Origin of the sequence: Reichenbachiella agarivorans, assembly GCF_025502585.1 — a bacterium.
In the GTDB taxonomy this organism is placed as follows: Bacteria; Bacteroidota; Bacteroidia; order Cytophagales; family Cyclobacteriaceae; genus Reichenbachiella; species Reichenbachiella agarivorans.
Map to the genome: position 1 here is coordinate 272,392 of NZ_CP106679.1, position 26,722 is coordinate 299,113.

The window sequence follows — 26,722 nt, forward strand, 5'->3', positions numbered from 1 at the left end:
CTACTGGCAGCTTTTTTCAAGATTCTAATCCATTCGCTATACCGTGAATTGTACATAGTTCACATCTAACCTCCCAAACTAGAAGACTAGTGAACCAAAAAAACCAACCCATCAAAACCTTGCTGCCATCAGGAGATTCAAATCCTTGAATCGCAACCCAAACTTGTTGGCCAGATGGTAATTGGTCATGAATCCCTTGTAGGCGTATACGCCCTTCATAAACCACACATTTTCAAAAATCATTTGATCGACACCTCCATATAGTGCAATGCTATTGAGTATCGGCGTGAAGATGTTGCTCAGTGCTTTGGTCGAAGTACGAGGATACCTAGACGCAATATTCGGTACGCAATAGTGAATCACACCATGCTTGATAAATACTGGCTTTTTGAGGTTGGTGGGATAGGAAGTTTCAAAACAACCGCCTTCATCGATACTCACATCGACAATTACCGCACCTTTTTTCATTCCCCGAACCAAGTCCTCAGATACGATCTTCTTCAATTGCCCCTTTTCACTACGAACCGCACCGATGACTACATCTGCTTCATACAGCGCCTTTTTCAGTGCTACTTGATCGATGGTAGAGGTAAATACCGAGGCTGACAAGATATGTTTCAAACGGTGCAACTTGTACAGATGCCTATCAAATATCTTCACTGACGCCCCCAAGGCAATGGCTGTTCTAGCGGCATATTCTGTCACAGTACCTGCCCCAATAATAACTACATTGGCAGCTGGCACACCTGTAATTCCTCCCAGAATAGCCCCTACGCCCTTTTTATCTGCGGACATGTATTCTGCAGCGATGGACATCACGGATACACCTGCGATTTCGCTCATCGCCCTGACAATTGGGAGACCTCCGACCTTGTCTTGGATGAACTCATAGCCTACAGCTATCGCTTTCTTTTGGTTGAGGAGTTCAAGTCTGCTTTTGATATCTGTTTCTTCTGCATGTACAGTAGAGATGATGGTCTGCCGACTCGTCATCCATTCGATCTCTTGTGTCGTAGGAAACTCCACTTTGACAATCATATCTGATTTGAATACTTCCTTCGCCCCAGAGGCCAGATTGGCACCCGCCTCCGTGTATTCTTGGTCTGAGAAATTGGCCGACTCACCCGTCCCTGGTTCAATGATGACTCGGTGTCCGTTGGCTGTCAGCGCACCTACCGCCTTGGGTGTCAAAGGAACCCTATTTTCATAGGTAGAGTTTTCTTTGGGAATTCCAATATTTAACTGCTGTGCCCCCTTTTTGATTGGCGCTAATTTCTCCTGCGGATAGCGTTTAGACTCCTCTATTAGAGAGGTCATACTATCTTGAATTTGTTCAGTCATGTTTGCTTAAGCTGATGATCCTCGTATTATCAGGAGACAATTTAATACTAATTTTCAGGTTTCGAGATGGAATCAAAGAGGGGATTTTTTCGCCCCACTCAATAAAACAATGATTGCCTGAGTAGAAATATTCATCACAACCGATATCCAGTGCTTCTACTTCATGGTTGAGTCTGTAGAAATCAAAGTGATAATACTCCTTGCCAACATCATCCACATAGACATTGACTAATGAAAAAGTAGGGCTACTGGTCTCATCTATGATGTCCAAATGCTTACAAATGGCCTTGACCAATGTGGTCTTACCAGCACCCATTTCTCCCTCAAAAACCCAAATCTTGTGATTGTCCGCATACTCAATGATGGATTGAGCAACTGCCGAAATATCCTCAATCGAATGTAACTTTAGTTCCATGACTAGTTTTTGGGTCTAAGATGAATCAATGGTACAATCATTTCTTCCAACGAAATCCCTCCATGCTGAAAAGTATCTTTGTAGTAATTCACGTAGTAATTATAATTATTTGGATAAGCTAAAAAATCATTCTTCTGAGCAAACACGTAGGAACTTGACACATTGGGACGTGGCAAGTGAAGATCCTCTGGATTCTTGCAGTTGAACACATCGTCGGTATTTACCTTCAGGTTCTTTCCTACTTTGTATCTCAAATTGGTATTGGTATTTCTATCTCCTACGATTTTAAGCGGCTTTTTGACTCTAATCGTTCCATGATCCGTCGTGATGACCACTTTGACCTTACGCTCAGACAAGATTCTCAACAATTCTAACAATGTGGAGTGCTGAAACCATGACATGGTCAATGAGCGATAGGCAGACTCATCTGGCGCCAGTTCTCTGATCATTTTCATATCGGTACGCGCATGCGATAGCACATCTACAAAATTATACACGATGACATTCAGATCGTTGCTCATCAGGTTATTGACATTGCTGACCAACTGCTTGCCTTGATTTTTTTGCAAAATCTTATGGTACGAGATGGATGCCTTGATGTTGTTGCGACTCAGATTTCGCTCAAGAAACTCCTTCTCATTGTTGTTTTTCCCTTCATCCTCTTCTTCTCCGACCCAAAGATCCGCATGCTTTTTGGCCATTTCGTCTGGCATCATGCCACTGAATATGGCATTCCTAGCATAAGCCGTCGTAGTAGGTAGAATGGAATAATAGGGCACTTCACTCTCTATAGAGTAAAACTCAGAAATGATCGGTTCCATCAAGTTCCATTGATCATAGCGCAAATTGTCTATGATGAAAACGAAAACCGGTTCTTCATTTCCCATGAGGGGAAAAACCTGCTCTTTCATCAAGCGGTGTGACAGCAAGGGCTTCTCAATATCGGCATTGTTGAGCCATGACTCATAACTTTCATAGATGAAGTCACAAAATTTAGCATTGGCCTCATCCTTTTGCATGTTGAGGATTTCTGCCATGTCCTTTTCTTCAGTTTCATCGATTCGAAGCTCCCAATAGACCATCTTGCGGTATATATCGATCCACTCTTGAAAATCCAAGTTTTCGTTGATATCCATGCTGATTCCTCTGAATTCTTGTTGGTAACTCATGTTGGTCTGCTCGGACACCAATCTTTTGTTGTCTAAGATTTTTTTGACCGACAACAATATTTGATTAGGATTCAAAGGTTTGATGAGGTAATCAGCGATTTTGGCTCCAATTGCCTCCTCCATGATGTGTTCCTCCTCACTCTTGGTAATCATCACCACAGGAATGGTTGCGTAATTCTCTTTGATACGAGACAAGGTCTCCAAACCTGTCAAACCAGGCATGTTTTCATCCAAAAATATGATATCAAAGACATCCGATCCAATCGCATCCAGGGCATCAGACCCACTGTTGACAGGTGTCACATCATACCCTTTGTTTTTGAGAAAAATAATATGCGGTTTCAACAAATCGATTTCGTCATCGGCCCACAATATTTTATAATTACGCATAATATTTAATTAGATTTGATCCACTTTTTAGTCTATGGATACATAGTTCAAAATAAGAAAAACCACAGCACTCTACCTATTAATCTCAGCGCAATTTGGCTACCAATAAAAACAAAATCATCAACGATCCTGTCTATGGCTTCATCACGATCCCCAATGATTTGATCTTTGAAGTGATTGAGCATCCTCATTTTCAACGCCTTAGAAGAATCAAACAACTGGGACTGACCAATTTGGTCTACCCTGGTGCCCTACATACACGGTTTCACCATGCCATAGGTTCAATGTATCTCATGCAGCAGACGTTGCACAACCTGCGAACCAAAGGAATTGAAATCTCTGACGAAGAACTAGAAGGGGCGCTTTTAGCCATTTTGCTCCACGACATAGGACATGGTCCGTTTTCTCACACCCTTGAGTTCAATCTACTGGATTCCGTCAAGCATGAGGACATCTCATTGATGTTTTTTCAACGGATCAACGAACAATTCCATGGAGCACTGCAGTTGGGCTTGGATATCTTCTCAGGACAATACCACCGACAGTTTTTTCATCAGCTGGTATCGAGCCAATTGGATATCGACAGATTGGATTACCTGAAAAGAGACAGCTATTTCACGGGAGTATCAGAGGGGAGCATTGGTTCGGAGCGCATCATCAACATGCTCAATGTGAGGGGAGATGAAATCGTAGTGGAAGAAAAAGGCATCTACAGCATAGAAAACTTCCTCAGCGCTAGACGGCTGATGTACTGGCAAGTGTACCTTCACAAAACTGCCGTCAGTGCAGAAGAAATGCTGATCCAGCTCATCAGACGAGCCAAATACCTGACACAACAAGGAGAAAATATCATGGCGACCCCTGCCCTGAGGTACTTTTTGGAACAAAAAATCACCAAGGCGTCTTTCAGCCAAGATGGCGAACTACTCGAATTGTTTGCATTGTTGGACGACAATGACATCTGGGGCTCGATGAAATTTTGGCGAGAGCATCCCGACACAGTACTGTCCACGATCAGCAAGAGTCTATTGGATCGTAGAATCTATAAAATCAAACTAGACAACCATGAGCATGATCAATCATTTATAGATAGCAAGAGGAAGGAAATCCAACTCAAAACCAAGCTCAATTCAGACGAACTCAGTTATTTTCTGTGTTCGGGTAGCATCAGCAATGCTGCCTATATCCACAGCGATCAAAAAATCAAGATACTCACCAAGCGTGGTGAATTAGTGGTCATTGAAGAGGCTACCGATCTACCCAACATCAAAGCCATGAGCAAGATTGTGACCAAACACTATCTCTGTTGGGCATCGGGGCTAGATTTTGGACGCTAGTTTTTAGTATTGAGACTTGAGTATTGAGTATTGAGACTTGAGTAGCGAGACACATGACATGATTCAATGCCTATTCAACACCAAATCGGTTAGTGCTTCAGATGCGTGATTCCAAAAATCTTGGTTCTTGATTCTAAAAAGCATTACCATCATGATAGCCTTTGCTAAAAAACACTAAATTTGCCGACTAATCATGAAACAACCTAAGTAAAAAGGATTTACAATGGAGAAAGAGACTACTATCGTACCAGCATACGACCCCAATTTACCACCAGTATACGACATCAATCAAATCACAAAGATTTTACCACACAGGTATCCATTTTTGTTGATTGACAAAATCTACCATTTGGATGACATTCATGTCGCGGGGATCAAGAACGTAACTTTCAACGAACCCTTTTTCCAAGGTCACTTTCCTAACAATCCCGTGATGCCAGGAGTCCTTCAAATCGAAGCAATGGCACAAATCGGCGGTATCTTGGTGCTCAACTCAGTACCAGACCCAGAAAACTATTGGACCTACTTTTTGGGCGTAGAAGGATTCAAGTTCCGCAAAATGGTACTTCCAGGTGATACCTTGGACATCAAATGCGAACTCTTGCAGCCCATCAAAAGAGGCATAGCCAAAATGAAAGGTACTGCTCATGTCAATGGAAAACTAGCCTCAGAAGGCAGCATGACCGCCAGTATCGTTCGAAAAGACGCATAACACACAAAGCCATTCTTTATGGAAATCACCCTTGACAAAATTGGCAAACGATTTTCTAATAAAGAATGGATTTTCAAAGACCTCAGTCAGCATTTCAAACCAGGAGACCGAATCGCCATCACTGGCTCCAACGGTAGTGGCAAGTCCACCCTACTCAAGATTATTGGCGGCATGGCTCTCCCCACGACAGGTGAGATTCAATACCACGATGGCGATACGCTCATGGATGCCGATCAACTCATCAATCACGTCAGCTTTGCCAGCCCCTACCTAGAACTCATCGAAGAATTTAGCTTGTCCGAGATGCTCCAATTTCATTTTCAATTCAAGAAAATCAGAGGATCACTCTCATTGAATGAGTTGATTGACAAAATGTATTTCACAGGTCATGAACACAAGTTGATTAAAAACTTCTCCAGTGGCATGAAACAACGGCTCAAACTAGGATTGTGTTTCTTCACACATTCGAGTTTGGTACTACTGGATGAACCTAGCTCTAACCTGGATCAAGTGGGCACAGACTGGTACCAAGAACAGATCCATAACCTTCCTCCAGAAGTGATTGTTTTTGTGGCATCCAACCTAGCCAGTGAGTATCAATTTTGTAATCAAATCATCAACATGACCCAATGATTTTGAATGTTTCTTGATTTACTTATAGCATAAAATTAGGTAGAGATGATAAAAAAAATTATTTTTGATACAGTTCAAAATAAATTTTCAATTTTTAACAACAACAACAACAGTATTATGAAAAAGTTTATTAACTATTTAACAGCAGCCTTGTTTCTTTCGATGGTAGTTCTATCAGGATGTGGTGGCAGTGATGACGATGGTGGAGATGGTGGTGACACTGACTATGAAACTATCGGCACATTGATGAATGGAACATACACTGCAACTAGTGTATCGAATCCTGATGCATCAGATGCAGACTGGACTGGATTCACATTGACTATCACTGGAGGTTCTGCAGACGGTGGAAATTACAGTACAGCTGGTGTTCCTGATGGTTTTTCTGCTGTATGGCCAGCAAGCGGTACTTGGACATTTGACAAGTCTTCTTCAACAGTAGTAATTGAAAGAAACGACGGTGTAGAAATGGATGCTGAAATCACCAATGATCTATTGGCTCAACTTAGTTTTGCAGTTGAATCTGGAGCAGCAGCTAGAACAAGTGAGGTTGATGGCACTTGGATTTTCAAATTAGCCAAACAATAATTTGACTCGATAGTCCCATACGGACTCTCAAAAATACACTAGCCGAAGGGGTTTCTCTTCGGCTTTTTTGTGCTCAAAATATTATGGAGAGATTATCAAATAATAAAGCGGTAAATGTGGCTACCAATCTGATTAAGCAGAGCTACCATTTAAGCTAGTAACCTTAGTTCGATTATTAATTGGAGAATGCGTTCAATAAAGGTAGTTTTTATCCTTTCGAAGTAAGAGAAGAAATCCCAGTCATAATCGTTTATCCTAAGTCTACAGGAGAGCTTTGTAAATACCGTCCTTACAACTTGCTCAAAGACCTAGAAAGGACTTTTGGTTAATATGAATCAAACGAGGGCTTATCAGGACGAATGCAATCAATCCAGAAACTTGGTAATCTCCTCGCTCAGCGGCTTGATTGTAGAGGGGAAGTATGCAAGTAATTGCCCCTCCTCACTGATCAAAAACTTATTAAAGTTCCACTTTACGCTGTAGTCGCCTAACCCATTTTGAGATTTTTGGGTCAACCATTGATAGACAGGATGCTGATTGTCTCCTTTTACATCTATGATAGTCGTCATGGGAAAAGTCACATGAAACTGCTCTGTGCAAAACTGCTTGATGGATGATTCGAGATCCAACTCTTGACCGGCAAACTGGTCACAGGGCATACCGATCACCACCAAAGATTCCTTATACCTCTCGGACAAAGCTTGTAACTCTTCATACTGGGGAGTAAACCCACATTTGGACGCCACATTGACGACCAACACTTTCTTTCCTTTGAAGGAAGAAAAGTCGATCTTTTGGTCACTGTCCAACATCGCGACTTTGAAAGAGTAAAAAGTAGATTCCATGGTCGTCGCTGAAAGGGTAATCAATAGAGTGATGAGTAGTGTTTTCATAAGACTAAAATAACGAACAAAAGATAACTGTGGTCCTGTGCTGCTCATTTTGTGACTGGTATTGTTTTGTTTTGACACTCAAGTCCAGAAATAGCCATTTTGAATTACTATCAAGACCTACTTTTATCTCTGTACTTGCTATATTTCCGTGCAAACAACGTATTACGCCTTTGAGACACTTCTTCCTCTTTATTGTCATCACTGTTATTAATCCTTTCTGCTCTCGGTCACAACCCGGATTACACAAAGTGAGCGTAACGGCAAGCCATTTTGTAATCTACGGCCAGACCAATGTCAACACATTCGAATGTGAAATGGATCAACGCTATGCCTCCGATCCTATCATGGTCAAAAGTCTATGGTCCAAAAACAGAATTACATTCGAGGGACTCAAACTTCGATTTCCACTCAATGATTTTGATTGTGGAGTCGAGGCGATGAGCAATGACCTAAAGGAAACACTGAAGAGCGATAGCTATCCCTATTTGTATCTTCAGATCAACTACATCCAAATCAAAGAAGGCAAGCAAGAAATTGAAAAGCTATCCGTCGTATCGTCCATAGACATCACATTGGCAGGCGTATCCAAGAAATACGAGATCAAAAACGGAAACGTGATCAATCACTCCGAAAGTTCACTGACGCTCACAGGACATGAAAATTTGGACATGACAGATTTCAAGATTGATCCTCCAGTAAAATTTTGGGGGATGGTCAAAGTAGATAGCCAACTCAGTGTAGGATTTGAGATCAAAATGGAAGTCATCAACTTATAACCTTGGCTAACTCTTACTAATGGAGTAAAGTACAATTAGGAATCATTTAGGCTTTATTCACTCGATTGATAAGGTAGCGTGGCCTTGTCTTATAGCATAACAAACAAAAATGATATATATCTTATTAGAAAAAGATATATATCATTTCAATATTAAGATATATACCAAAATCAAAAAAGATATATATCTTTTTTGCTAATCATAAGCACTTGTAAAGCTGAAGTTACTGTATGTGCCAGTCATAGTAAGGCACAAAACATGCAGAGATTCCTTTGCCCAACACTATGACACCTATTACCCCATGAATGCCATACCTCAATCGGTCTCATCATAGACCCAGCTGATACACAAGCGAGCAACATGAGTTTGATTTTGAATACCACTTCAAGGGCTTTTTTGACGGGTTTAGCATGCAGTTCGTTTGCCCTGCTTTTAACTCATAGGCCTTCTACATGAAAGAATCGAACACAGGAGATTTATAAGAAGACACAAAAGCCACCTCCAATAATTGGAGGTGGCTTACAACTCACCTAATCTCAACTCACATCAGAAAGCAATCGTAGCTTCGAGCATGATCCCTTTGAATTCCGCTCCTTGGTACAGCGTACCTTCATAGGCTTTGCCATCATATGCTTGATTGACATACTCTAGTTTGGTCATCACGTTTTCGGTCAAGAACCAACCGCCACCAACGTTGAATCTATTGATATCTATGTCTTGGCTGGCGTCAGTTTGCTTGCCTGTGATTTGGTTGTATCTACCTCCTACGTAAAACTGTTCTGTACCTCCGAATCGATACAGTGCTTCAGCACCCACTTGGGTAAACCCTCCACCAGCATCACTGTCACCATTGTTGATAAACTCAAGTACCCCAAAGAACTCTACACCTTTGTATTTGACGAATGGGTTGATCTGTACTGCTGTCTGATAAGCATACCCAGGGTTGAATCTACCCGCAAAATCACCTCCATCTAACACCTTAAAATAATTAGCACCTGATCTGTCACCAGCATAGAGATAGTCTCTCGTTCCTTTGTCATTGCTGCTATAAACAGATCCTGTCAATCTCAATCTGAGGTCATCACTCAATTGATTGTCATATCCCAATTTGCCATAGAGTACAAACCCATCATCACCAGGAGTTGGGCTTTGATTCAAACGACCATTGGTCATACCAATTACACCCAAGAATCCGCTGTGCTGTACAGTCACCTCTGCAAATGGCTCAGTAGTAAATGCATCCATGATGTAGTTGCCCACGAATGGATTAAATATAGTATTCGCATTGTCTGATCTTCTAAAGTGAGCGTCACCGTAGTTGATATCATCCATACCTACCTTGATGGTAGTGTACTGCATCACTCCACTCAAGAAGCCTGGTTGGATGAAATCTAATTTATCGATCTGAAGATACCCACCTTTGACATAGGCCTCAGTGTGGTGTCTAGAAGACAAATAGGTACGCATGTGTAATCTTAACCCATCATATAGCTGAACATCCATGTTCAAATTGGCACTCGGAAGGTTAAAATTGTTAGACAATTCTGCCAAAGAGTCTCCAGAATTGGTTTGGGTCAACCCTTGGAATTGCAGGTTAAAATCACCTCCGACTCGAACTTTCATTCCATCAAATGGCACATCATTGTCCTTGCTGGTCTCAAATACATTGATCCCGTTTTTGTCATTTTTACGATAGTATTGCATATCAGCTCGCTGAGCAGATACTGAGGTCACACCTAGGATGAGGGCAACAACTAATAGGCTATTGATAATTTTGGTTTTCATGATTGATATATTTAGAATCTTAGATTATTTAATGAGTAAAAATTGATATTGTATGGTGACCTGATCACCAGTCTGCATGGTACCAAACATGGCTGTCGGAGGCGTCACACCATATTCTGACATTTTGAGCGTCACTACGCCAGATATCTTGTAACCACCCGTGGTAGACTGTGATGCTGCATCGATTGTTATCCTTTTTGATTTACCTGCTATGGTCAGAGTGCCATCACCTTTTACATGACCATTCACAACCTTAAGGGTTTCTGCCTTGAAGTAAATCTTGGGGTGTTTATCAGCCTTCAATGCTTCATAGGTTTTGTCATCCATAATGGACTTTCCACTTTTGATGGACTTGACACTCACGGATACATCCAGATTGGTGACTTCTGTATCGTTCATGGTGCCGGTAACTGAAAACACTTCCGCTACGGATTCCCAATCATGGACGGAAGAGGTGCCTTGTACAACCAAGGTGCTCTTGGCAGGGTCTGCTTTGAACTGCCATTGATCGATTGTCAATGCAAATACAAGTAGTGATGTGAGTATTATTTTCATAGTTCGTCTGTTTTTGATGATGCTAAGGTAGAGGGGCAGCCATTCGATTGTCATGATCAAAATCTCATAAAAAAATGATCTTGATCACTTAAACCTGCCAACAAAAAAGCGACCTACACATACCTCTATTGGGTACATGTAGGTCGCTATTCTCAACCTAACCTTTTAAAATAAACGTATGAATTTACTCTCTAGCTATAGGGTATAGCTTCCACTGCTGATCATAATAGGGTGTTTGTGCATAAAACCATTGATAAATCAGATCGGGCGAATTGGCAAATACCTCCTCTTTCATTTTCTCTTCAAATTGTGATTTGAGTGCTGGATCAGATGCCAACATTTGTTTGGCCAATGGCTCCATCACATACTTTTCGATGTACTCGGTTCTAGAAAAAATAGAATGGAAGTACCCCCACTGCAAGAAACTATCCGGAGACTGGGGCTCCAACAATAAAGTCACCAATAAACCCAATGGCTGATCGGTGGTTACCCTAGCAGAGCCTTTGGAATAGGTGATAGTTTGACGACTGGTGCTGACCGTCACATCTTCTACTCTCACTTTCCCTTCAAATGGCCTAGCTGCATGTTTGTAATCTTCTATGCGATATTGTTCTACCTCTACTGTTTGGCTCTGTGTAATCACCTCGACCTGCACCCCATGCATTTTGAGCTTTTGGATGATATCCCCCCATTCTGCAGGGATCCAATATGCCTTGGCTCTACTCACTTGGGCGGTTACCTCATTCATTTTTCGCACCACTATTTTCTGTTCGATAGGCTTTCCAGTCCATTGGACATACTCTTCTCCTGTGATTTCGGACTTCAACTTGACAGACTCGATTCCTCGCAAATCCATAGAATCTGCCAAAGACTCACTTAGATCATAAGCCAATGCAACCGTGTCCAATCTCAAAGCTCTGTCCACACCAATGGCCTTGCTCAAGGTCTTTCCTTGGTCAGCCAATGTTCTCAAAGTTTGTTCTAGCAAAACGTAAGTCCCTAGGACACGCTGGTCATAAGGTTTGAGAGAATGATTCTCCACTAAAATACTGGGTGTATACCTCGATGCACCATAGGTCTCTGAAAAACGCGGACTAAAGGCAAATTCAGTGTTACCCTCGGAAAAATCTTCGTCATTGAAAGCAAACATCAATGGTCCAGGGACATGCCCATTCTCCTGCAAAGCTTGATCTACTGCAGGACGCAACGCTGACTTCAACCATTGGCTGATCTCTGGAGAATTGCTCTCATCGCCACCCCAGCCATAGGTGATATCGAATTGATAATCTGCACCATCTGTGACATGTAGATCTATGTACAAATCTGGATCATAGGTATTGATTACCGTCACGACTGCCCGTACTCCCTCAGTCTCCAACTTGCTGTAATCTCTGTTGAGATTCAAGTTTCTAGCGTTGGTTCTCCAGCCCATGGATTTAGGACCTCTTTGATTGACTCTGCCGTATTCGCTCACACTCTCGTGTCCATCTACGTTGAGAATAGGGATAAAAAGGAAATTCACCTTCTTGATCAAATCACCTTTGGATCCAAAAGCAATGTCACGTAGCAACATCATCCCAGCGTCTTTGCCATCGATTTCACCTGCATGGATTCCCGCTTGTACTAGCAACGTTGGCTTTGAAGATGACAGGATTTTTTCAGATGTGAAAGTCTTGTCACCAGAAGCAATGATCATTTGAATTGCACGACCTTGTGCACTGGTGCCGATGGTAATCATTTTTAGAACTGGTGAAGCATCGGATAACTTCTTGAACCAAGCCATGGTTTCCTCATAGTTGGGTGTCTCAGTCAGCTCGGATTTTTCACTCGCTGTAATCCAAGGATTGGATGGATCTGCAATCAATTGCTCACTGGCACCACTCCACGGCAACACTGGAGGCAAAATATCCTGACCTATCACTGGGTATAAACTGGTCGTAAATAGCAATAATAGGAAGCAGCTTTTTAGGTTTTGAATCATCATATTTGAGGTTATTTTGCCCAAACATACAAAGGAAACTGAAAGCAGAAAAGAGAAAACTTCGATTCTGAAACACAAGCAGATGAACCGCAGTCTGCGGCACATAGATCCTCCCATTACGCATGGTCTACCCGTGGTCTGTGGCACACAGACCACCCTAGCATAATGGCTTGTGACTCACAAGCCAAGGATCAACAGTACTATCTGATTCTATCAGCAGATTTGACCAATTGCTCATCCTTGCGAATAAACCTGTTGGCCAATGTATTGAACAACATCGCTGACACGAAAAGATAAAAACCAAACAGGTAATTACCTTGCTGCTCAGGAGCAATCATTTTTTCTCCTTGAAAAATAAAATAAACCGACAATCCCAATGCTCCTGCCATCACCAATGAGTTGAGCGCACCCAGTTTCATCTGCAAAAGACGGTTTTTATACTGCGAGATCGAATACAATGCGATCCCTGCCGCAATCAATGCCACCAAGGCAATGTAAAAAGTTGGTGTCTGTGCGATCAGCTGCTCCTCGTGCGTATCGATATCCACTTTGGTATGAGTCAACTCCATAACAGTCAGCTTTACCATTTCGCTTTTCGCTGGATCGACCTTGTTCCACAAGGGAAAGAAGGTCAAGGTGATCAAACTCGCTGCAACTAAGAAAAGAAATACGGATTGGATTCTTTGTATCATGATTGTGGATATTCAAATTTTCGGCAAAGCTAAGAAAAAGCACCTGATTATACACCCCAGGATTAAGCGATCTTTGCAGGACGCTCTGCCTCTTTGTCAAGCTTTGGATCTAGTGGTCTATTTCTGTTTTTCTTATCAGTGATGAGGTATTCATGGATTCTTGTTTTTACCTCTTTGGTGGATAGATTATGCTCAAACACACCATTTCGCGCAGTGGACAATTGTCCAGTTTCTTCTGAAACGATCACGACAAGAGAGTCCGTATTTTCGGACATCCCCAAAGCTGCCCTGTGTCTCAAACCATAACTCGCAGGCACATCGTCTCGCTCAGAGACTGGCAAAATACAACGTGCAGCTATGATCTTGTTGTTGTTGATGATGATGGCACCATCATGCAAAGGAGAAAGTTTATTGAAAATTGCGAGAATCAAACGCTTGGATACAATTGCTCCCAATCGATCTCCAGAGTCTGCAAAAAACTTTAGTTCTGAGTCCTTAGAAAAAACAATCAGAGCACCCGTATTGGATCCACTCATCGTTTTGATCGCATCAATGAGAGGCGTCAATATACTGAGGTAGCTGTCATCAAATTTTTCAGTCCAAAGTTTCTTGATATTCTTGAACACATTCCCTTCTTCGAAAATAGTAGTCTTACCGAGGATCAAAAGGAACTTTCTAATCTCCTGCTGAAACAAGATAATTACCGCGATGACTCCTACCCCCATGAACTGCCCCAAAATCAGACTCACCAATTCCATATCAGCAGCCTGTACGACCAAATAAATCAAGTATAGGAACAAAAAGCCCAAAAATATCTTGATCGCCACACTCCCACGCATCAGTTTGTACACCTGATACAACAGTATCGACACGAAGAAGATGTCGATCAAGTCGACCCATCCTACCTCTAAAAAACCTATATGAAATCCTAATACCACTTATCTATTCTTTATTTCTTGAAACAAGGTAATCGTCTCTTTGGCTTCCCTGACATCATGCACTCGCAGGATCGAAGCACCTTTCATCAAACTGGCCATATTCAATGCGGTAGTACCATTTAACGCCTGATCCGGCGTGCAATTCAGTGTCTTGAAGATCATCGACTTGCGAGATATTCCGCACAACATAGGTACGTCCAGCATCCAAAGGAGTTCCAGTTTGTTCATCAATTCAAAATTCTGCTCTCTTGTTTTGGCAAAACCAAAACCCGGATCGATGATGATATCTTTTACACCCTTTCTGGTAAGCTGACTCAGTTTGAAGTTAAAATAATCAATTATATCTGAAATGATGTCCTTATAATCAGTCATTTGCGACATGGTCTGGGGATTTCCTCGCATGTGCATCATGATGTAGGGTACATTGCGCTCAATCACCAGATCAAACATGCTTTCGTCCAATTCTCCACCAGAGATGTCATTGATGATAGACGCCCCCACATCCAAAGATGCTCTGGCAACCGTCATCCGAAACGAATCTATGGACACCACAGCCTCAGGAAAAGCCTTCACGATCTCACTCACCGCATGGGTTGCCAACTTCCTCTCTTCTTTCTCTGATACCTCTGCTGCACCTGGCCTACTAGAATAAGCCCCAACATCCAAAATATCCGCACCATCAGCGAGCATTTTCTCCACTTTGTGAAGCAAGTCTCGATTGGAACGAATCTGTCCCCCATCATAGAACGAATCAGGTGTCACATTGACTATCCCCATGATTTTGGGAATTGACAAATCCATCAACTGACCTCTGACATTTATAAACTTAGGTGTAGGTGTTGCAATCAAATTGATTAATTTTAGCCGCTAATAAACAAGGAAAATCAAGGATCATTGGAAGAACAAACCGTAAGCGAATATAGAGAAGTTATCAAGGCTTGTAAAGATATTTTCGAAAAGAAAACCAAGGACTATGGTACGGCATGGAGAATCCTGCGTAGCTCATCGCTGACAGACCAGATATTCATCAAAGCCAAAAGAATCCGATCGATTCAAGAAAAAGGATCGCAAAAAATACAGGAAGATATTGGCGGAGAATTCATCGCCATCATCAACTATTGCATCATGGCCATCTTACAAATCAGGTGGGAGGACGAAAATAGATTGGAAATCCCATATGAAGAACTGGAACCTCTCTATGACCAAATCGCAGACGACACCATGCATCTGCTCATGAACAAAAACCATGACTATGGCGAAGCATGGAGAGACATGCGTGTGTCCTCTATGACTGACATCATCCTGATGAAAATATTGAGAACGAAACAGATCGAGGACAACCAAGGAAAAACATTGGTCTCCGAAGGAGTAGATGCCAACTACCAAGACATGATCAACTATGCAGTGTTTTGTCTCATCAAGCTGGACACCATTTAGCATCATCTACCAACTCCCTAAAGCATCATCCGTAAGCAACTGTTCAGAATACATACTATGAAACACCTACATACAGTTTTAAGAGTTCTCGTGGGAGGGCTATTTATTTTTTCAGGTCTCATCAAGGTCAACGATCCTGTAGGCACCTCGATCAAATTAGAAGAATACTTTGAGGTTTTTGCAACGCAATTTGCAGGCTTCTTTCATCTATTTGTACCGCTTGCATTGCCTCTGGCAGTGATTCTAGTAGTCATGGAGGTAGTACTAGGTATCGCCATCATCATCAATTACCAACCCAAACTCACGCAATACACTATTTTGGGTCTCATAGTTTTCTTTACTTTCCTCACGGGATACTCTGCCATTACCAACACCGTGACAGACTGTGGCTGCTTTGGCGATGCAATCAAACTGACACCCTGGGAGTCCTTTACCAAGGACATCATTCTCTTGATAATGATTGTCGTCATTATGGTTTTGGACAAACCTAAAAAGGAAAAAGCCAATATGATGGAGCATGGTGTCATTGGAGCATCCTCATTATTATGTTTGATTTTGGCGTTCACAGCCATCAATCACCTGCCTTTCATAGACTTCAGAGCATACAAAATTGGCGCACATATCCCTACCAATATGCAACCTTCTGCGGATTTCATCTATGAATATGTGGTGAGTAAAGATGGAAAGGAATATACATTCAGCGAATACCCCAATGATCCTGAATATAAATTCGTCTCCATGACCCATGTCAATCCGGAGGCCGGTCCAAAAATCACAGACTTTGCTGTTTGGGATGACAATGGTGATTTTACAGAAGAGGTATTCAAAGGCAACAAATTATTCGTGATACTCTATGACGTGACCCAATCCAATCTGGAGGGCATAGCAGACATCAACACGCTCGTGCAATCACTCAATGGCAAAGTGGAAGTGTATGCACTGACAGCATCTGCCGCAGCGACCTACGAAGAATTTGCGCAGGCAAACAGCTTCAACATCAAATACTACTACACAGACGCTACCGTATTGAAGACCATTGCCAGATCCAATCCTGGTCTTTGGTTGCTACAAAATGGTACTGTCAAAGGAAAATGGCACCACAACGATGTGCCAAACTACTCAGAAGTATTAGATTTGCTGAAGTTATAAGAATATCAATATGAAATATACGCTACTTACTGTCAGAACCCTTGCTATCGCAACAATGATTTTGGCGATCTCATCTTGTGACAAAAATAACAACCTTTCTTTGTTTTCGGCAGCTGATGACGCACAATTAGGTGCTCAAGTAGCCGCCCAGATCGCAGATGACCCTACCAATTATCCTTTGTTACCTGAAACAGGAAATGAAGAAGCCTACGAGTACCTGCAAGCCATCGTCGACGACATCATGGCTACTGGCGAAGTGCAGTACAAAACAGAGTTTGCTTGGGAAGTGTACATCATCGACCAAGATGTACTCAACGCTTTTTGTACGCCAGGTGGGTACATCTATGTATATACAGGCTTGATCAAATACCTGGATAATGTAGATGACTTGGCAGGTGTGATGGGGCATGAAATGGCACATGCTGATCTCAGACACTCTAGTAGACAACTCCAAACCCAATACGGGGTGGGGACACTATTGAGCTTATTGCTAGGGGACAATCCCAATCAACTAGCAGAAATAGCTGCAGGACTAGCCAATGGAATTTCTTCTTTGCAATTTTCTCAAAAACATGAAAAGGAATCTGATGCAAGATCAGTAGAGTACCTAGCGGGAACCGATTATGCTTGCAACGGCGCAGCTTCTTTCTTTGAAAAACTATTGGAAGACGGCCAAGGGTCTACAAGCGGCTTAGAAGCATTCCTAAGTACCCACCCCTCTTCTGAGAGCCGTGTGGAAGACATCAACGAAAAAGCAGATGACCTAAACTGTGACAAAACCCTCAGCAATGACAACACCAATGGAATGTCCTATCAGGCATTTCAAGCTTTGTTTGACTAGTCAGAAGCTCTGCAGAGTCACTTATAAATAATGAAACATTCGAAAGCAGTACTATTCACTTGGCACTGCTTTTTTATTGAAGTTATATAAAAAAAGAAGTCTTAGATCAACACCTAATCAGAAATAAAATCCCCAGCATGGCCATCAGAGATTTTTCGTTATTGCCCAGTCATATACAAGACCTAATCTGAGAGTGTATCAAAAGTGAATATGGATAGCATTGTGATTACGACCTTTGTTCAATTCAGCTTACAATACTTCGTCATCAATTAACTGTAGATTCCATGGCTTTGTTCAGGTACGCGATTACTTTTTTATTGTCTGTTTTGATACTAAACTTCTCTGCTATCTTTTTGGTTTTGGCATCAAACACAAAGATCACTGCTGCTTCCTTGTGATTTTTCATGTAGTACAAAACCCCCATTTCCTCCAACTGTGGTTCGGTTTTTTTCTTGGTTTCACCATCAGTCACATCGTTGCTTAATACAACAATCTGCTTCCCTTCAGTATATTCATCTATCAATTGATGAATTCTTTGTCCATTGGCCTTGCAATAGGGACACCAAGTTGCCTCATTGATCACAATATACAAATCTGTTGATTGTGCATTTACTTGGCTCGAAAGCACAATCAACAAACAAAGCATTATTAATCCACTTTTCATCATCTCTATTTTATTAGTTCTCATATTACTAGTTGACTTATGTTGGTCAGTATTGAGAGTCTAACAAGTATTGAAGAAGAAAAAGTTCATCCACGACTAATTTTAAAGTACTTAATCGATCATCCAGTATTAACTTTCATCCCAATTATTATATAATCAATTTTCTTTGAACATTACTCGAATGACGAAAATGACCTGGCTCTACATCTTAATCCCCCTTCTTGTTTTGGGTATCTTTATAGTCACTGGAGCCAAAAGCCCAGACAAGTACAAATACTTGTTTCGAAACACCATTCTGAGTAAATCTCAAAAATTAGAATTGGGAGCAGTGCTGCGTGGACGAGTATATTACCCTCGCTACTTCTACATACCTACCCTCAAACAATACCTCGTCTATTCGGATGTGGACGAAACAGGGCCGTTTCATTCTAATAGACTCTACAACAATGATTGGGGCAAAGTACATGCGCGCTTGGACGAACAAGGCAATGTTTTAGAATCCTTCAAAACGGATTTGAGATTTTCGACCAAAAGTGGGTGCTTTTATGGCCCTAAAACTTACATTCCTTGGTTAGAAAGTGGTAAGATTGATCAGGTTCCCTATGACAGCATTTACAACGAAACATTTGAATTAGGTCAAAACGCATTCAATGCGTTGTTGATTGAATTGTATCAGCATGCAGATTACGTCGAGTACATCAATCTGAGAGCATCCAATGATGACTTGCATCAAGCTGCTGTGATTTTTAGGCGAGAGGGTAAGGTTGAGATCCTATTGTCAGGACTCAGAGACAGTCGTTTGAATTGCAATTTTCAAGAAAACAAAATGACCAACAATTTTGAGGACTATTACAGTCCTATCATGCGTGACGCAACTGCCTATGCGGATTCACCACCTCGCATGCAATTGATTGCCTTAGAAACCAACAACGACAATCCCTTTTTGTACTGGAGACGTTGGTTCAAGAATCCCTTTCGAATCGAGGCATACAAAAGTGAAGAATCTCAAGGGTGGGTTGGCATCATGGAATTTCACGGAATCCCAATTTATCTTCCTGAAGACGGATTAGGCTCTGCATATGTCCGCTTTTCAGTAAAAGGTGATCTCTTTAGATTCAAAGTATTGGACGTGTACAAAAGCAGCTTTTTGCCTTTGTACAACCTTGGCCTCCGAACCTTTCAGTTACCTGAATCTATCCGAACAGAGCACTCACTTACATTCATGGAGTCTGTACAAAACTCAGGTCAAAACCGACTTGGCGGTGGGGTATTTGTTGTCCGATCTAGTACCCAAAGTAATTCCTCCGCAGACCTGCCTTCAGGTCTTACAGAAGAACGTTTCAATACGCTACCCATCAATCTGCAAGAAGCATTGATGCACCCAGACAATGCTACGGATCTCATTATTCACGACAAAAGCATCTCAACATGGATTCCTGAGATAGAGCTCCTCAAAAACCTGAAACATTTGGAGCTAAACACGTCCATGACTGAAATCCCAGATGAGATTGCAAAATTCCCTCAACTTCAAGAATTGATCGTCCAGAACGGACAAATTCAACGTGTCTCTCCTCAATTGGCAACACTACAAAATTTGACACTCTTGGATCTTTACTCCAACAATCTGACAGCGTTTCCAGAGTGCATTCTACAATTGAAAAATCTTGAAAGACTAGATATTGGCTACAACGAAATCTCTAGTCTCCCTGCCGAAATCAGTGGATTGCATAGACTAAAAAATTTGGAACTGATATCCACCAACTTGAGCTCCTTGCCAGAGTCAATGATTGACATGAAGCAATTGTATATCTATGACGCAGGCAGCCTACAGAATAAACTCTCATCGGCTTATCAACACTTGTTTGAACTCAAATTTTCTAATGAACAGTAGAAGTACAAGATGTAGACGACAGGCACAAAAATATCCTTACACAATTGATATGTAAAAATGTGTTTCCTTTCGAACCGTACAGAGTCTGTATTACTTCTTTTGTGTGACTACATACACGCCACCAATCACGACAATAGCTCCCAATATCTGTCCCCAACTCAATGTCTCACCCAAAAACATCCAAGCCAAAACGATTGTAGAAACAGGGCCCAAACTAGCGATTACAGAGAAGTTGGGAGCACCGAGTATTTTGATGGCATAGGAAATCAAATAGGAAGGGATCACAGTAGAAAAAATTGCCATTGCCAAACTAAGCCAATACACCTGATGAGGGTAAGAAGTGAATTGAAAATCTCCCACCACAGCATAATGCAAACAGACACAAACACATGATACCATCATCGCCAACGAAGTAAATAAAGTAGACCCTAGCTGCGGGATCAACCAATCACTACCTACCAAATAGGAAGCGTAAGTCAAAGCACTTAATACAATCAGCCCCACACCAAGGAGGCTTGACAACTCCATAAAATTCGGTTCTTGATAGTACATGATTACTATCCCTAAGTAGGTAATCAAAATGGCCAAAACTTGAACCCTGGTGATTTTCCTTTTCAGAAAAACAGAAGACAAGACAAGCACGACAGTTGGGTATATAAATAAGATGATCCGCTCTAGACTTGCTTTGATATATTGCAAGCCTAGAAAGTCAAAATAGCTTGCTAAATAGTAGCCCAAAAATCCAAAGACAACAACAGATATGGCGATTTTGACCGTCAGTTTGCTTTTTAGAACTGACCAATTCAGCATGGCAACCAACAGGTAGAATGGCAAGGACAGCATCATCCTAAACAGCAACAGCGTAACGGTATCTACTTCATACTGATAGACCAACTTGACCATGACCGCCTTGGCAGAGAACAGCACAACGCCTAACATGGCAATCAAAACAGCAACCTTCTTTGTACTATACACACCCATATAGATGCGAAGTAAGTACTAAATAATTAATGCTACCATAATAACCTGTAAAACCATCAGTTTATTCCCCACTAATTAGCAGTTGCTTTGAGAGATAAAAAAAACTACATTTGTTTTTAGAGAAAAATTAAACTGAATCAGCCGTCAACAAGCATCAACCAATAATTAAAACGACAGACTAGCAGCATTTATGGATTTGTACGGGATTGTTGGATCACTGATCAGCTTTGGGCTAGTCGGTGTTGCAGCTATAATTTTTCAAAAATCAAAACGGGATCAAGCAATTGAGAAGGCACAACCATCTGTAGTCAGTGGTCATGAAAACACTTCTTACGAACATCTAAAACTTTTACTTGATCAGGCTCAAAAAGAAGCCAAGTTGGGCACCTGGAACTGGGATCTCCTCTCAGACACACTTACATGGTCTGATGAGATTTACCATATATTCGAATTCTCCAAACTCAACAAACCGAGTATTTCTCAAATCCAAAAAATCATCCACGAGGAAGATTTGGAAGAATACAATCATTCGATCAGCGAAATCATGCTGGGAAAATACCCTAGACGAATCCAGTATAGAATCCGAAATCAAAACAACCACATCAAGCATATCTCCGAAAAAAGAGAAATCATACGAGACGAAAACGGTCTCCCTATTCGTGTCCTAGGTACAACCCAAGACATCTCCAAACAAACCCAGACAACTGATTACCTATTTAAAACCAAGAGCAACTACCGTTTGCTCACTCAAACATTGCCCGTAGGCATATATCGATCCAACAAAAAAGGAGACATCCTTTTCGTCAACAAAAAGATGGTAGAGATGTTTGGCTTCTCTTCAGAAGAAGAAATGATGCAGAGTCAATGCCAGGACTTTTACCACAACCAAGAGTACCGTAGCAATCTCATCGACCAACTGGAAAACGACGGGATGATACTCGACTACAAAATCACCTTTCGTCGAAAGGATGGGTCCCTTTTCGTAGGGACAGAAAACGCACAAATCGAAGGAGATGAACTGCATGGTGTCATCCAAGATGTAACAGAACGAACCACCATCGAGGAAGAAAAAAATGAATTGATCTCCACCCTCCAGCGTCAAAATGAGGACATGGAACGATTTGCACACATCATATCTCACAACCTAAGGTGTCCCTTGGTCAATCTCGTAGGTCTGACACAAATCATGGATCGATCTACCCTCAGTCCAGACAACAATGAGATCGTAGACCTCATGGTGCTGTCGACCAACAACCTAGATATGATCATCAAGGATCTCAATAAGACAGTTTCGATCCGTGGCAAAAAACACGAACACTATGAAACCGTCAATCTCACCAAAAGTTTGGAACAGGTCAAGTTGGAGTTGAGAGAGAGCATTATAGACCATGGTGCCACTATCCTGAGTAATATCTCGATCACTGACGAAATACTGTCTATCCCAAGTTTCATCAACAACATCCTTTACCAAATTTTGGACAATGCGATCAAATTTCATGATCCCAACCGAGATCCAAAAGTTATGATCACATATACCTCCACAGACAAAACTGCGGAGTTTGTCATAGAAGACAATGGCATAGGCATAGACATGAGCACCAGCAAGGACAGGTTATTTAAGCTCTACGAAAAATTCTACCCCAAAATAACAGGACGAGGAGTTGGACTTTACATGACCTACAACCACATCAATGCACTCAAAGGCAGTATCCATGTCGACAGCCAATTAGGAGTAGGGACACGTATTCATATCAGCTTACCCAAAGATAACCACTGAGCCCTCAAGCATCCCATGACCTCCCATATCGAGCAGCGTGTGTTATTATTCGATGAACACCCCTATTTTCTTCGACCAATTCATTGGTACTCACAGCAACAAAGACCGCTCTCTTTCTTAATTTAGGTTTTTGGTTCAACCCAAACTCCGGTATTTTAACATTAAGCATGATAAGAAAGGCCATTTTCAATCGAAATGAGTACCATGAAACTATTGATCTATACCCTACTATGCGTCATTTCAATTTGCTTGCATAGCCATGCTAGTGAATTAACCCACACATCTATCTCTGGCCAAATCCTAGACAGTGAAACAAGAGAACCCTTGGCATTTGCCAATATCATCTATGGAAATCATGGGACGACTAGCAATATGGATGGGCATTTCGTACTCAATACCGATCACCAAAACAAAGAGACACGTCTCATCATCAAATACATCGGGTATGAGACAGCAACACTAACCTTGGAAGATGGCGGTACAGGACTAGTTATTGAGTTGAAACCTGAGTCTAAAGTTCTGGACGGAGTGACTATATATACCGCAGATGATGTGATCAAAGACGTCATTCACTTTCATCAAATCAATTATGAATTCAAAGACCAATTGCTACACAGCTACTACAAAGAATCCATCCAATCAGACGGTGATTACTATTACATAGCAGAGGGACTGTTCAGCATTTACCTACCCACGATCTATAGTGACAACAAACTCGCAGTGAGTGCGAGAAAAACGCGCAAAAAAGAATTCGTTTCGTTAGACACCGTCAAGATCCCCATGATCCAAGGGCATGTCACTGACATGGTAGATGGCTCAGCGCGTCGCAAGGGCAGCTTCCTAGACGCTGACTATATCAACAACTACAAATTCACCAAAGATGAAGTCACGACTTACGATGGAAGAGAAGTTTTCAAAATCACCTATGAACCTATCAACAAAAAGGCGACATCACAAGGGACGATTTTCATAGACATAGAGTCCAAAGCCATCATCAAAGCTGAATACTACCCCACCCTCGATCGACAAACATTCTGGACCAATGTCATGTGGACAGAAGAATACAAGGAGATTGATGGGACTTGGTATATCCACCGAGTCTCTTATCAAGGTGAATGGGAATACAAAAACAAAAAATATGCTTACGATGCACTGATGGTTGTCACGGATTTTAAAAACGTGAGCAAAAAACCCTACTTCAAAGACGAATTGACAGAAGACGCAGTTTTCTTCAAAGAAGCTTCGGTATTCTCAGATACTTTTTGGGCAAACGACACGCATCTAGAACTGACCGAAACCGAAAGGGTTTCCTTTGCCAAGAAGTAGCACTTACGCCCATTTGTTGACAGACTGCCAAGCCAATATGCTGCTATTTTTGACAGAATCTCTTTAATTTCCGCATTCAAAGAATTCTATACTTTTTTTCGATCTGTAGCGTGACACACAATATCTATCTCAATATTTTGGAATTGGAAGAGGGTGCATCCAAAACTGAGATCAAAGCAGCCTATCGCAGGTTATCCAAACAGTATCATCCCGACATCAATCGCTCGCAGGATGCCAAGGAAAAATTCATCGAAATCAACGAAGCGTATAAGTTCCTCATAGATGTAGGTCCCAGACCACAAACCATCACTTATGACCAACCAGACTATGGCTATGATCCACAGGTTGCCGCCTATCAAGAACGCAGGCGTCAGGCTCGTGAATATGCTAAGCAAAGGGCACATGATGCCATACGCAGACAAAGTGAGTTAATTAAATACTTACTGAGAGTCTTTAACCTAGCGTCTATTTTGATGCTTGCATTCAATATACTGCTGGAGATAGACAGCCATCTGCCTCTGCAAGCAGATGACCATCACATCGCAAACTACAGTCCCAAAATAGGTGGCAATATACATAGCAACCCCTCCTATGACTTGATTTTCTTTGAAGACTTCACCATGAAATTTCCAAAACACGAATTGAAGAAAATCGTCCTACCCCCAGTCGTCACTGTTCACAAATCTTTGATCTTTTCCATTCCAGTGTTGATGGATGCCAATATCGGCAATCATCTCGTTCGATTCAAACAAGAATACAGTCTGGTGGCTTTTTTCAATCTATTGGTCAAATTGGTATTCCTATCCTTTCTATTGTACCGATTTGTATTCAAGACTTTGGATACCCAACTGTCGATGGCGATTTTGATTACTTTCTTCTACCTATTTGAACTGATGATTTTCTTCTCTTAATCTCCAATTCATGAGACATGGCTTATACCTTTGCCATTCTGCTTCCAACAGCCCATGAACCACAACTTGTTTCAGGATAATCATTTTCTGGATTTTCATACACACCACCTGCGCCATGTGGATCGTGATGATGTGACAGAAATCGTCTCTATTCATATGGGTAAAGAACGGGCGCACCAATATTTCACCATAGGCATACACCCCTGGTGGATCGAACAACTCCTCACCTCGACCCAATCCGACGAACTCAAACTACAACTCAGCGATCCTCACTGTCTCGCTATGGGTGAGATCGGACTAGACAACACCAAAGGCCCTTCGCTTAAAATACAAACAGAGCTATTCAAGAGCCTTTTGCATCTAGCCGAAGACCTCAAAAAGCCTGTCGTGATTCATTGTGTGAGAGCCTTTGATCAACTCATCAAAATCAAGAAAGAATTTCCTCTCATCCCAAACTGGTGTGTACATGGCTTTGGCAGGCATGCGATTTTGGCTCGACAACTCGTCGACCAAGGGTTTTATCTTTCGCTCATGCCTAACATGCCTTCTTCCAAATATGAAGACATTATTAAATCTGTACCCTTGGATCGCATATTTTTAGAAACAGACAGCATGCCCGATGTGAACATCGAAGAAATATATTTTCGGATATCGAAATTGTCAGGTATAGAAATTTCTGATCTTTGCCGTCAATTGAATCGCAATGCAAGAGAATTTTTCAAAATATGAGTGATTGGTTAGAGAGAACGGAATTATTGATAGGTAAAGATGCACTCAACAAACTAAAACAAGCGCATGTATTGGTTGTGGGACTGGGGGGAGTGGGCAGCTATGCCGCAGAAACGCTCGTACGTGCGGGACTGGGTAAAATCACCATCATAGATGGTGACGATGTAGACCCCACCAACAAGAATCGTCAACTTCAGGCATTGGACTCTACCGTGGGACAACAAAAAGCACATGTATTGAAAGAGCGTTTCCTCGACATCAATTCAGACCTTGAGATTCGTGTCCTCGATGCCTTCATGGAACCAGATGCCATGCATTCATTCTTGCTGGAGAATCAATTTGATTTTGTCATGGATTGTATCGACAGTATCAAACCCAAGTTGTCCATGATTCTGATTTTGCGTCGGATGAAATTCAAGTTCATCTCCTCCATGGGTGCTGGAGGAAAAATGGATCCCTCCAAAATCCGCGTAACCGATGTATTCAAAACCACAGAGTGCAAGTTTGCCCAGCAAGTCAGAAAAATGCTCAAAGCCAAAGGCATAGACAGAGGAGTCCTATGTGTGTACTCTGAAGAGATCCAACCCAAACACGCACTCAAACTCACTGATGGCACTCATTTCAAAAAGTCCTTTTACGGTACCATCTCCTATATGCCAGCCATGTTTGGGATGACTATGGCAGCAGAAGTGATCAAGCGGATTACCGCCAACCAATAATACTAGAAGTTGACCACTACTATTTGCATCGAAAACAAACCACCAGATTTTCGATCTAGTGGTCTATTTCTACCATGCTGAAAATTTACTCC

At 41.7% G+C, this 26,722-nt stretch carries 25 protein-coding genes and 1 pseudogene; 14 read left to right on the forward strand and 12 right to left on the reverse strand.

Going from position 1 to position 26,722, the window contains the following annotated elements; translation table 11 throughout:
- Window positions 1-111: 111 nt before the first annotated feature.
- Genes N6H18_RS01170 through porX form a run of 3 tightly spaced genes read right to left on the reverse strand, consistent with a single transcriptional unit; the run spans window position 112 to window position 3,315 of the window.
- Window positions 112-1,317, reverse strand: coding sequence for an alanine dehydrogenase (locus N6H18_RS01170; RefSeq protein ID WP_262310017.1), 1,206 nt, complete (start codon window positions 1,315-1,317; stop codon window positions 112-114).
- 16 nt (window positions 1,318-1,333) lie between these two features.
- A complete protein-coding gene (gene tsaE, locus N6H18_RS01175) occupies window positions 1,334-1,756 on the reverse strand; it encodes a tRNA (adenosine(37)-N6)-threonylcarbamoyltransferase complex ATPase subunit type 1 TsaE (protein ID WP_262310018.1) in 423 nt (140 codons plus the stop codon).
- A gap of 2 nt (window positions 1,757-1,758) precedes the next feature.
- Window positions 1,759-3,315: a T9SS response regulator signal transducer PorX gene (gene porX / locus N6H18_RS01180; RefSeq protein WP_262310019.1), complete on the reverse strand. Its 1,557-nt coding sequence runs from the start codon at window positions 3,313-3,315 to the stop codon at window positions 1,759-1,761.
- Between the two features lie 95 nt (window positions 3,316-3,410).
- On the opposite strand from porX, the gene N6H18_RS01185 reads away from it, so the two are divergent.
- The 4 genes and pseudogenes from N6H18_RS01185 to N6H18_RS01200 all read left to right on the forward strand — a co-directional run bounded on the left by N6H18_RS01185 (window position 3,411) and on the right by N6H18_RS01200 (window position 6,585).
- Window positions 3,411-4,652: an HD domain-containing protein gene (locus N6H18_RS01185; RefSeq protein ID WP_262310020.1), complete on the forward strand. Its 1,242-nt coding sequence runs from the start codon at window positions 3,411-3,413 to the stop codon at window positions 4,650-4,652.
- A gap of 244 nt (window positions 4,653-4,896) precedes the next feature.
- Window positions 4,897-5,364: pseudogene (gene fabZ, locus N6H18_RS01190) on the forward strand (3-hydroxyacyl-ACP dehydratase FabZ); the annotation flags it as partial.
- 18 nt (window positions 5,365-5,382) lie between these two features.
- Window positions 5,383-5,997, forward strand: coding sequence for an ABC transporter ATP-binding protein (locus N6H18_RS01195; protein ID WP_262310021.1), 615 nt, complete (start codon window positions 5,383-5,385; stop codon window positions 5,995-5,997).
- A gap of 117 nt (window positions 5,998-6,114) precedes the next feature.
- Window positions 6,115-6,585 carry a hypothetical protein gene (locus N6H18_RS01200; protein ID WP_262310022.1) on the forward strand — a complete coding sequence of 157 codons (471 nt, stop codon included), beginning with the start codon at window positions 6,115-6,117 and terminating at the stop codon, window positions 6,583-6,585.
- Between the two features lie 365 nt (window positions 6,586-6,950).
- Here the strand turns inward: N6H18_RS01200 and N6H18_RS01205 are convergent, their stop codons facing one another.
- Complete coding sequence (locus N6H18_RS01205) at window positions 6,951-7,478, reverse strand: glutathione peroxidase (protein ID WP_262310023.1); 528 nt, start codon at window positions 7,476-7,478, stop codon at window positions 6,951-6,953.
- Window positions 7,479-7,726: 248 nt separating this feature from the next.
- Here N6H18_RS01205 and N6H18_RS01210 point away from each other — a divergent pair, with 248 nt between their 5' ends.
- Window positions 7,727-8,254: a hypothetical protein gene (locus N6H18_RS01210; RefSeq protein WP_262310024.1), complete on the forward strand. Its 528-nt coding sequence runs from the start codon at window positions 7,727-7,729 to the stop codon at window positions 8,252-8,254.
- A gap of 546 nt (window positions 8,255-8,800) precedes the next feature.
- Here N6H18_RS01210 and N6H18_RS01215 read toward each other — a convergent pair.
- From N6H18_RS01215 to folP, 6 genes are all read right to left on the reverse strand, one after another.
- On the reverse strand, window positions 8,801-10,039 hold the full coding sequence (locus N6H18_RS01215; protein WP_262310025.1) for a hypothetical protein: 1,239 nt from the start codon (window positions 10,037-10,039) through the stop codon (window positions 8,801-8,803).
- A gap of 24 nt (window positions 10,040-10,063) precedes the next feature.
- Window positions 10,064-10,594 carry a YceI family protein gene (locus N6H18_RS01220; protein WP_262310026.1) on the reverse strand — a complete coding sequence of 177 codons (531 nt, stop codon included), beginning with the start codon at window positions 10,592-10,594 and terminating at the stop codon, window positions 10,064-10,066.
- 184 nt (window positions 10,595-10,778) lie between these two features.
- The gene (locus tag N6H18_RS01225) at window positions 10,779-12,578 is read right to left on the reverse strand and encodes a M14 family metallopeptidase (protein ID WP_262310027.1); all 1,800 of its coding nucleotides are present in this window, start codon (window positions 12,576-12,578) and stop codon (window positions 10,779-10,781) included.
- A gap of 197 nt (window positions 12,579-12,775) precedes the next feature.
- Window positions 12,776-13,267: a DUF4293 domain-containing protein gene (locus N6H18_RS01230; RefSeq protein ID WP_262310028.1), complete on the reverse strand. Its 492-nt coding sequence runs from the start codon at window positions 13,265-13,267 to the stop codon at window positions 12,776-12,778.
- Window positions 13,268-13,329: 62 nt separating this feature from the next.
- Window positions 13,330-14,205: a diadenylate cyclase CdaA gene (cdaA, locus tag N6H18_RS01235; RefSeq protein WP_262310029.1), complete on the reverse strand. Its 876-nt coding sequence runs from the start codon at window positions 14,203-14,205 to the stop codon at window positions 13,330-13,332.
- The gene (folP, locus tag N6H18_RS01240) at window positions 14,206-15,054 is read right to left on the reverse strand and encodes a dihydropteroate synthase (RefSeq protein WP_316044825.1); all 849 of its coding nucleotides are present in this window, start codon (window positions 15,052-15,054) and stop codon (window positions 14,206-14,208) included.
- Window positions 15,055-15,099: 45 nt separating this feature from the next.
- Between folP and N6H18_RS01245 the strand changes: the two genes are divergently transcribed.
- The 3 genes from N6H18_RS01245 to N6H18_RS01255 are packed head-to-tail and all read left to right on the forward strand — an operon-like array spanning window position 15,100 to window position 17,632.
- Window positions 15,100-15,642 carry a DUF1599 domain-containing protein gene (locus N6H18_RS01245; RefSeq protein WP_262310030.1) on the forward strand — a complete coding sequence of 181 codons (543 nt, stop codon included), beginning with the start codon at window positions 15,100-15,102 and terminating at the stop codon, window positions 15,640-15,642.
- A gap of 57 nt (window positions 15,643-15,699) precedes the next feature.
- Complete coding sequence (locus tag N6H18_RS01250) at window positions 15,700-16,791, forward strand: BT_3928 family protein (RefSeq protein WP_262310031.1); 1,092 nt, start codon at window positions 15,700-15,702, stop codon at window positions 16,789-16,791.
- Between the two features lie 10 nt (window positions 16,792-16,801).
- Entirely contained in the window at window positions 16,802-17,632 is an 831-nt protein-coding gene (locus N6H18_RS01255; RefSeq protein WP_262310032.1) for a M48 family metalloprotease, read from the forward strand.
- A gap of 265 nt (window positions 17,633-17,897) precedes the next feature.
- On the opposite strand, the gene N6H18_RS01260 is transcribed toward N6H18_RS01255, so the two are convergent.
- Window positions 17,898-18,320, reverse strand: a complete 423-nt coding sequence (locus tag N6H18_RS01260) for a thioredoxin domain-containing protein (protein ID WP_262310033.1) — start codon at window positions 18,318-18,320, stop codon at window positions 17,898-17,900.
- A gap of 157 nt (window positions 18,321-18,477) precedes the next feature.
- Here N6H18_RS01260 and N6H18_RS01265 point away from each other — a divergent pair, with 157 nt between their 5' ends.
- Complete coding sequence (locus N6H18_RS01265; RefSeq protein ID WP_262310034.1) at window positions 18,478-20,187, forward strand: leucine-rich repeat domain-containing protein; 1,710 nt, start codon at window positions 18,478-18,480, stop codon at window positions 20,185-20,187.
- A gap of 90 nt (window positions 20,188-20,277) precedes the next feature.
- Here N6H18_RS01265 and N6H18_RS01270 read toward each other — a convergent pair whose 3' ends face one another.
- Window positions 20,278-21,168 (reverse strand): DMT family transporter, encoded by an 891-nt coding sequence (locus N6H18_RS01270; RefSeq protein WP_262310035.1) that lies wholly within the window; start codon window positions 21,166-21,168, stop codon window positions 20,278-20,280.
- A gap of 190 nt (window positions 21,169-21,358) precedes the next feature.
- On the opposite strand from N6H18_RS01270, the gene N6H18_RS01275 reads away from it, so the two are divergent.
- From N6H18_RS01275 to N6H18_RS01295, 5 genes are all read left to right on the forward strand, one after another.
- Window positions 21,359-22,945, forward strand: a complete 1,587-nt coding sequence (locus N6H18_RS01275; RefSeq protein ID WP_262310036.1) for a PAS domain-containing sensor histidine kinase — start codon at window positions 21,359-21,361, stop codon at window positions 22,943-22,945.
- Window positions 22,946-23,149: 204 nt separating this feature from the next.
- Window positions 23,150-24,271: a carboxypeptidase-like regulatory domain-containing protein gene (locus N6H18_RS01280; RefSeq protein ID WP_262310037.1), complete on the forward strand. Its 1,122-nt coding sequence runs from the start codon at window positions 23,150-23,152 to the stop codon at window positions 24,269-24,271.
- Between the two features lie 110 nt (window positions 24,272-24,381).
- Window positions 24,382-25,182, forward strand: a complete 801-nt coding sequence (locus N6H18_RS18620) for a DnaJ domain-containing protein (RefSeq protein WP_316044826.1) — start codon at window positions 24,382-24,384, stop codon at window positions 25,180-25,182.
- A 54-nt stretch (window positions 25,183-25,236) separates the two neighbouring features.
- Window positions 25,237-25,911 carry a TatD family hydrolase gene (locus N6H18_RS01290; RefSeq protein ID WP_262310038.1) on the forward strand — a complete coding sequence of 225 codons (675 nt, stop codon included), beginning with the start codon at window positions 25,237-25,239 and terminating at the stop codon, window positions 25,909-25,911.
- Window positions 25,908-26,630 carry a tRNA threonylcarbamoyladenosine dehydratase gene (locus N6H18_RS01295; protein ID WP_262310039.1) on the forward strand — a complete coding sequence of 241 codons (723 nt, stop codon included), beginning with the start codon at window positions 25,908-25,910 and terminating at the stop codon, window positions 26,628-26,630. The genes N6H18_RS01290 and N6H18_RS01295 overlap by 4 nt, the downstream gene beginning before the upstream one ends.
- Window positions 26,631-26,722: the final 92 nt, after the last annotated feature.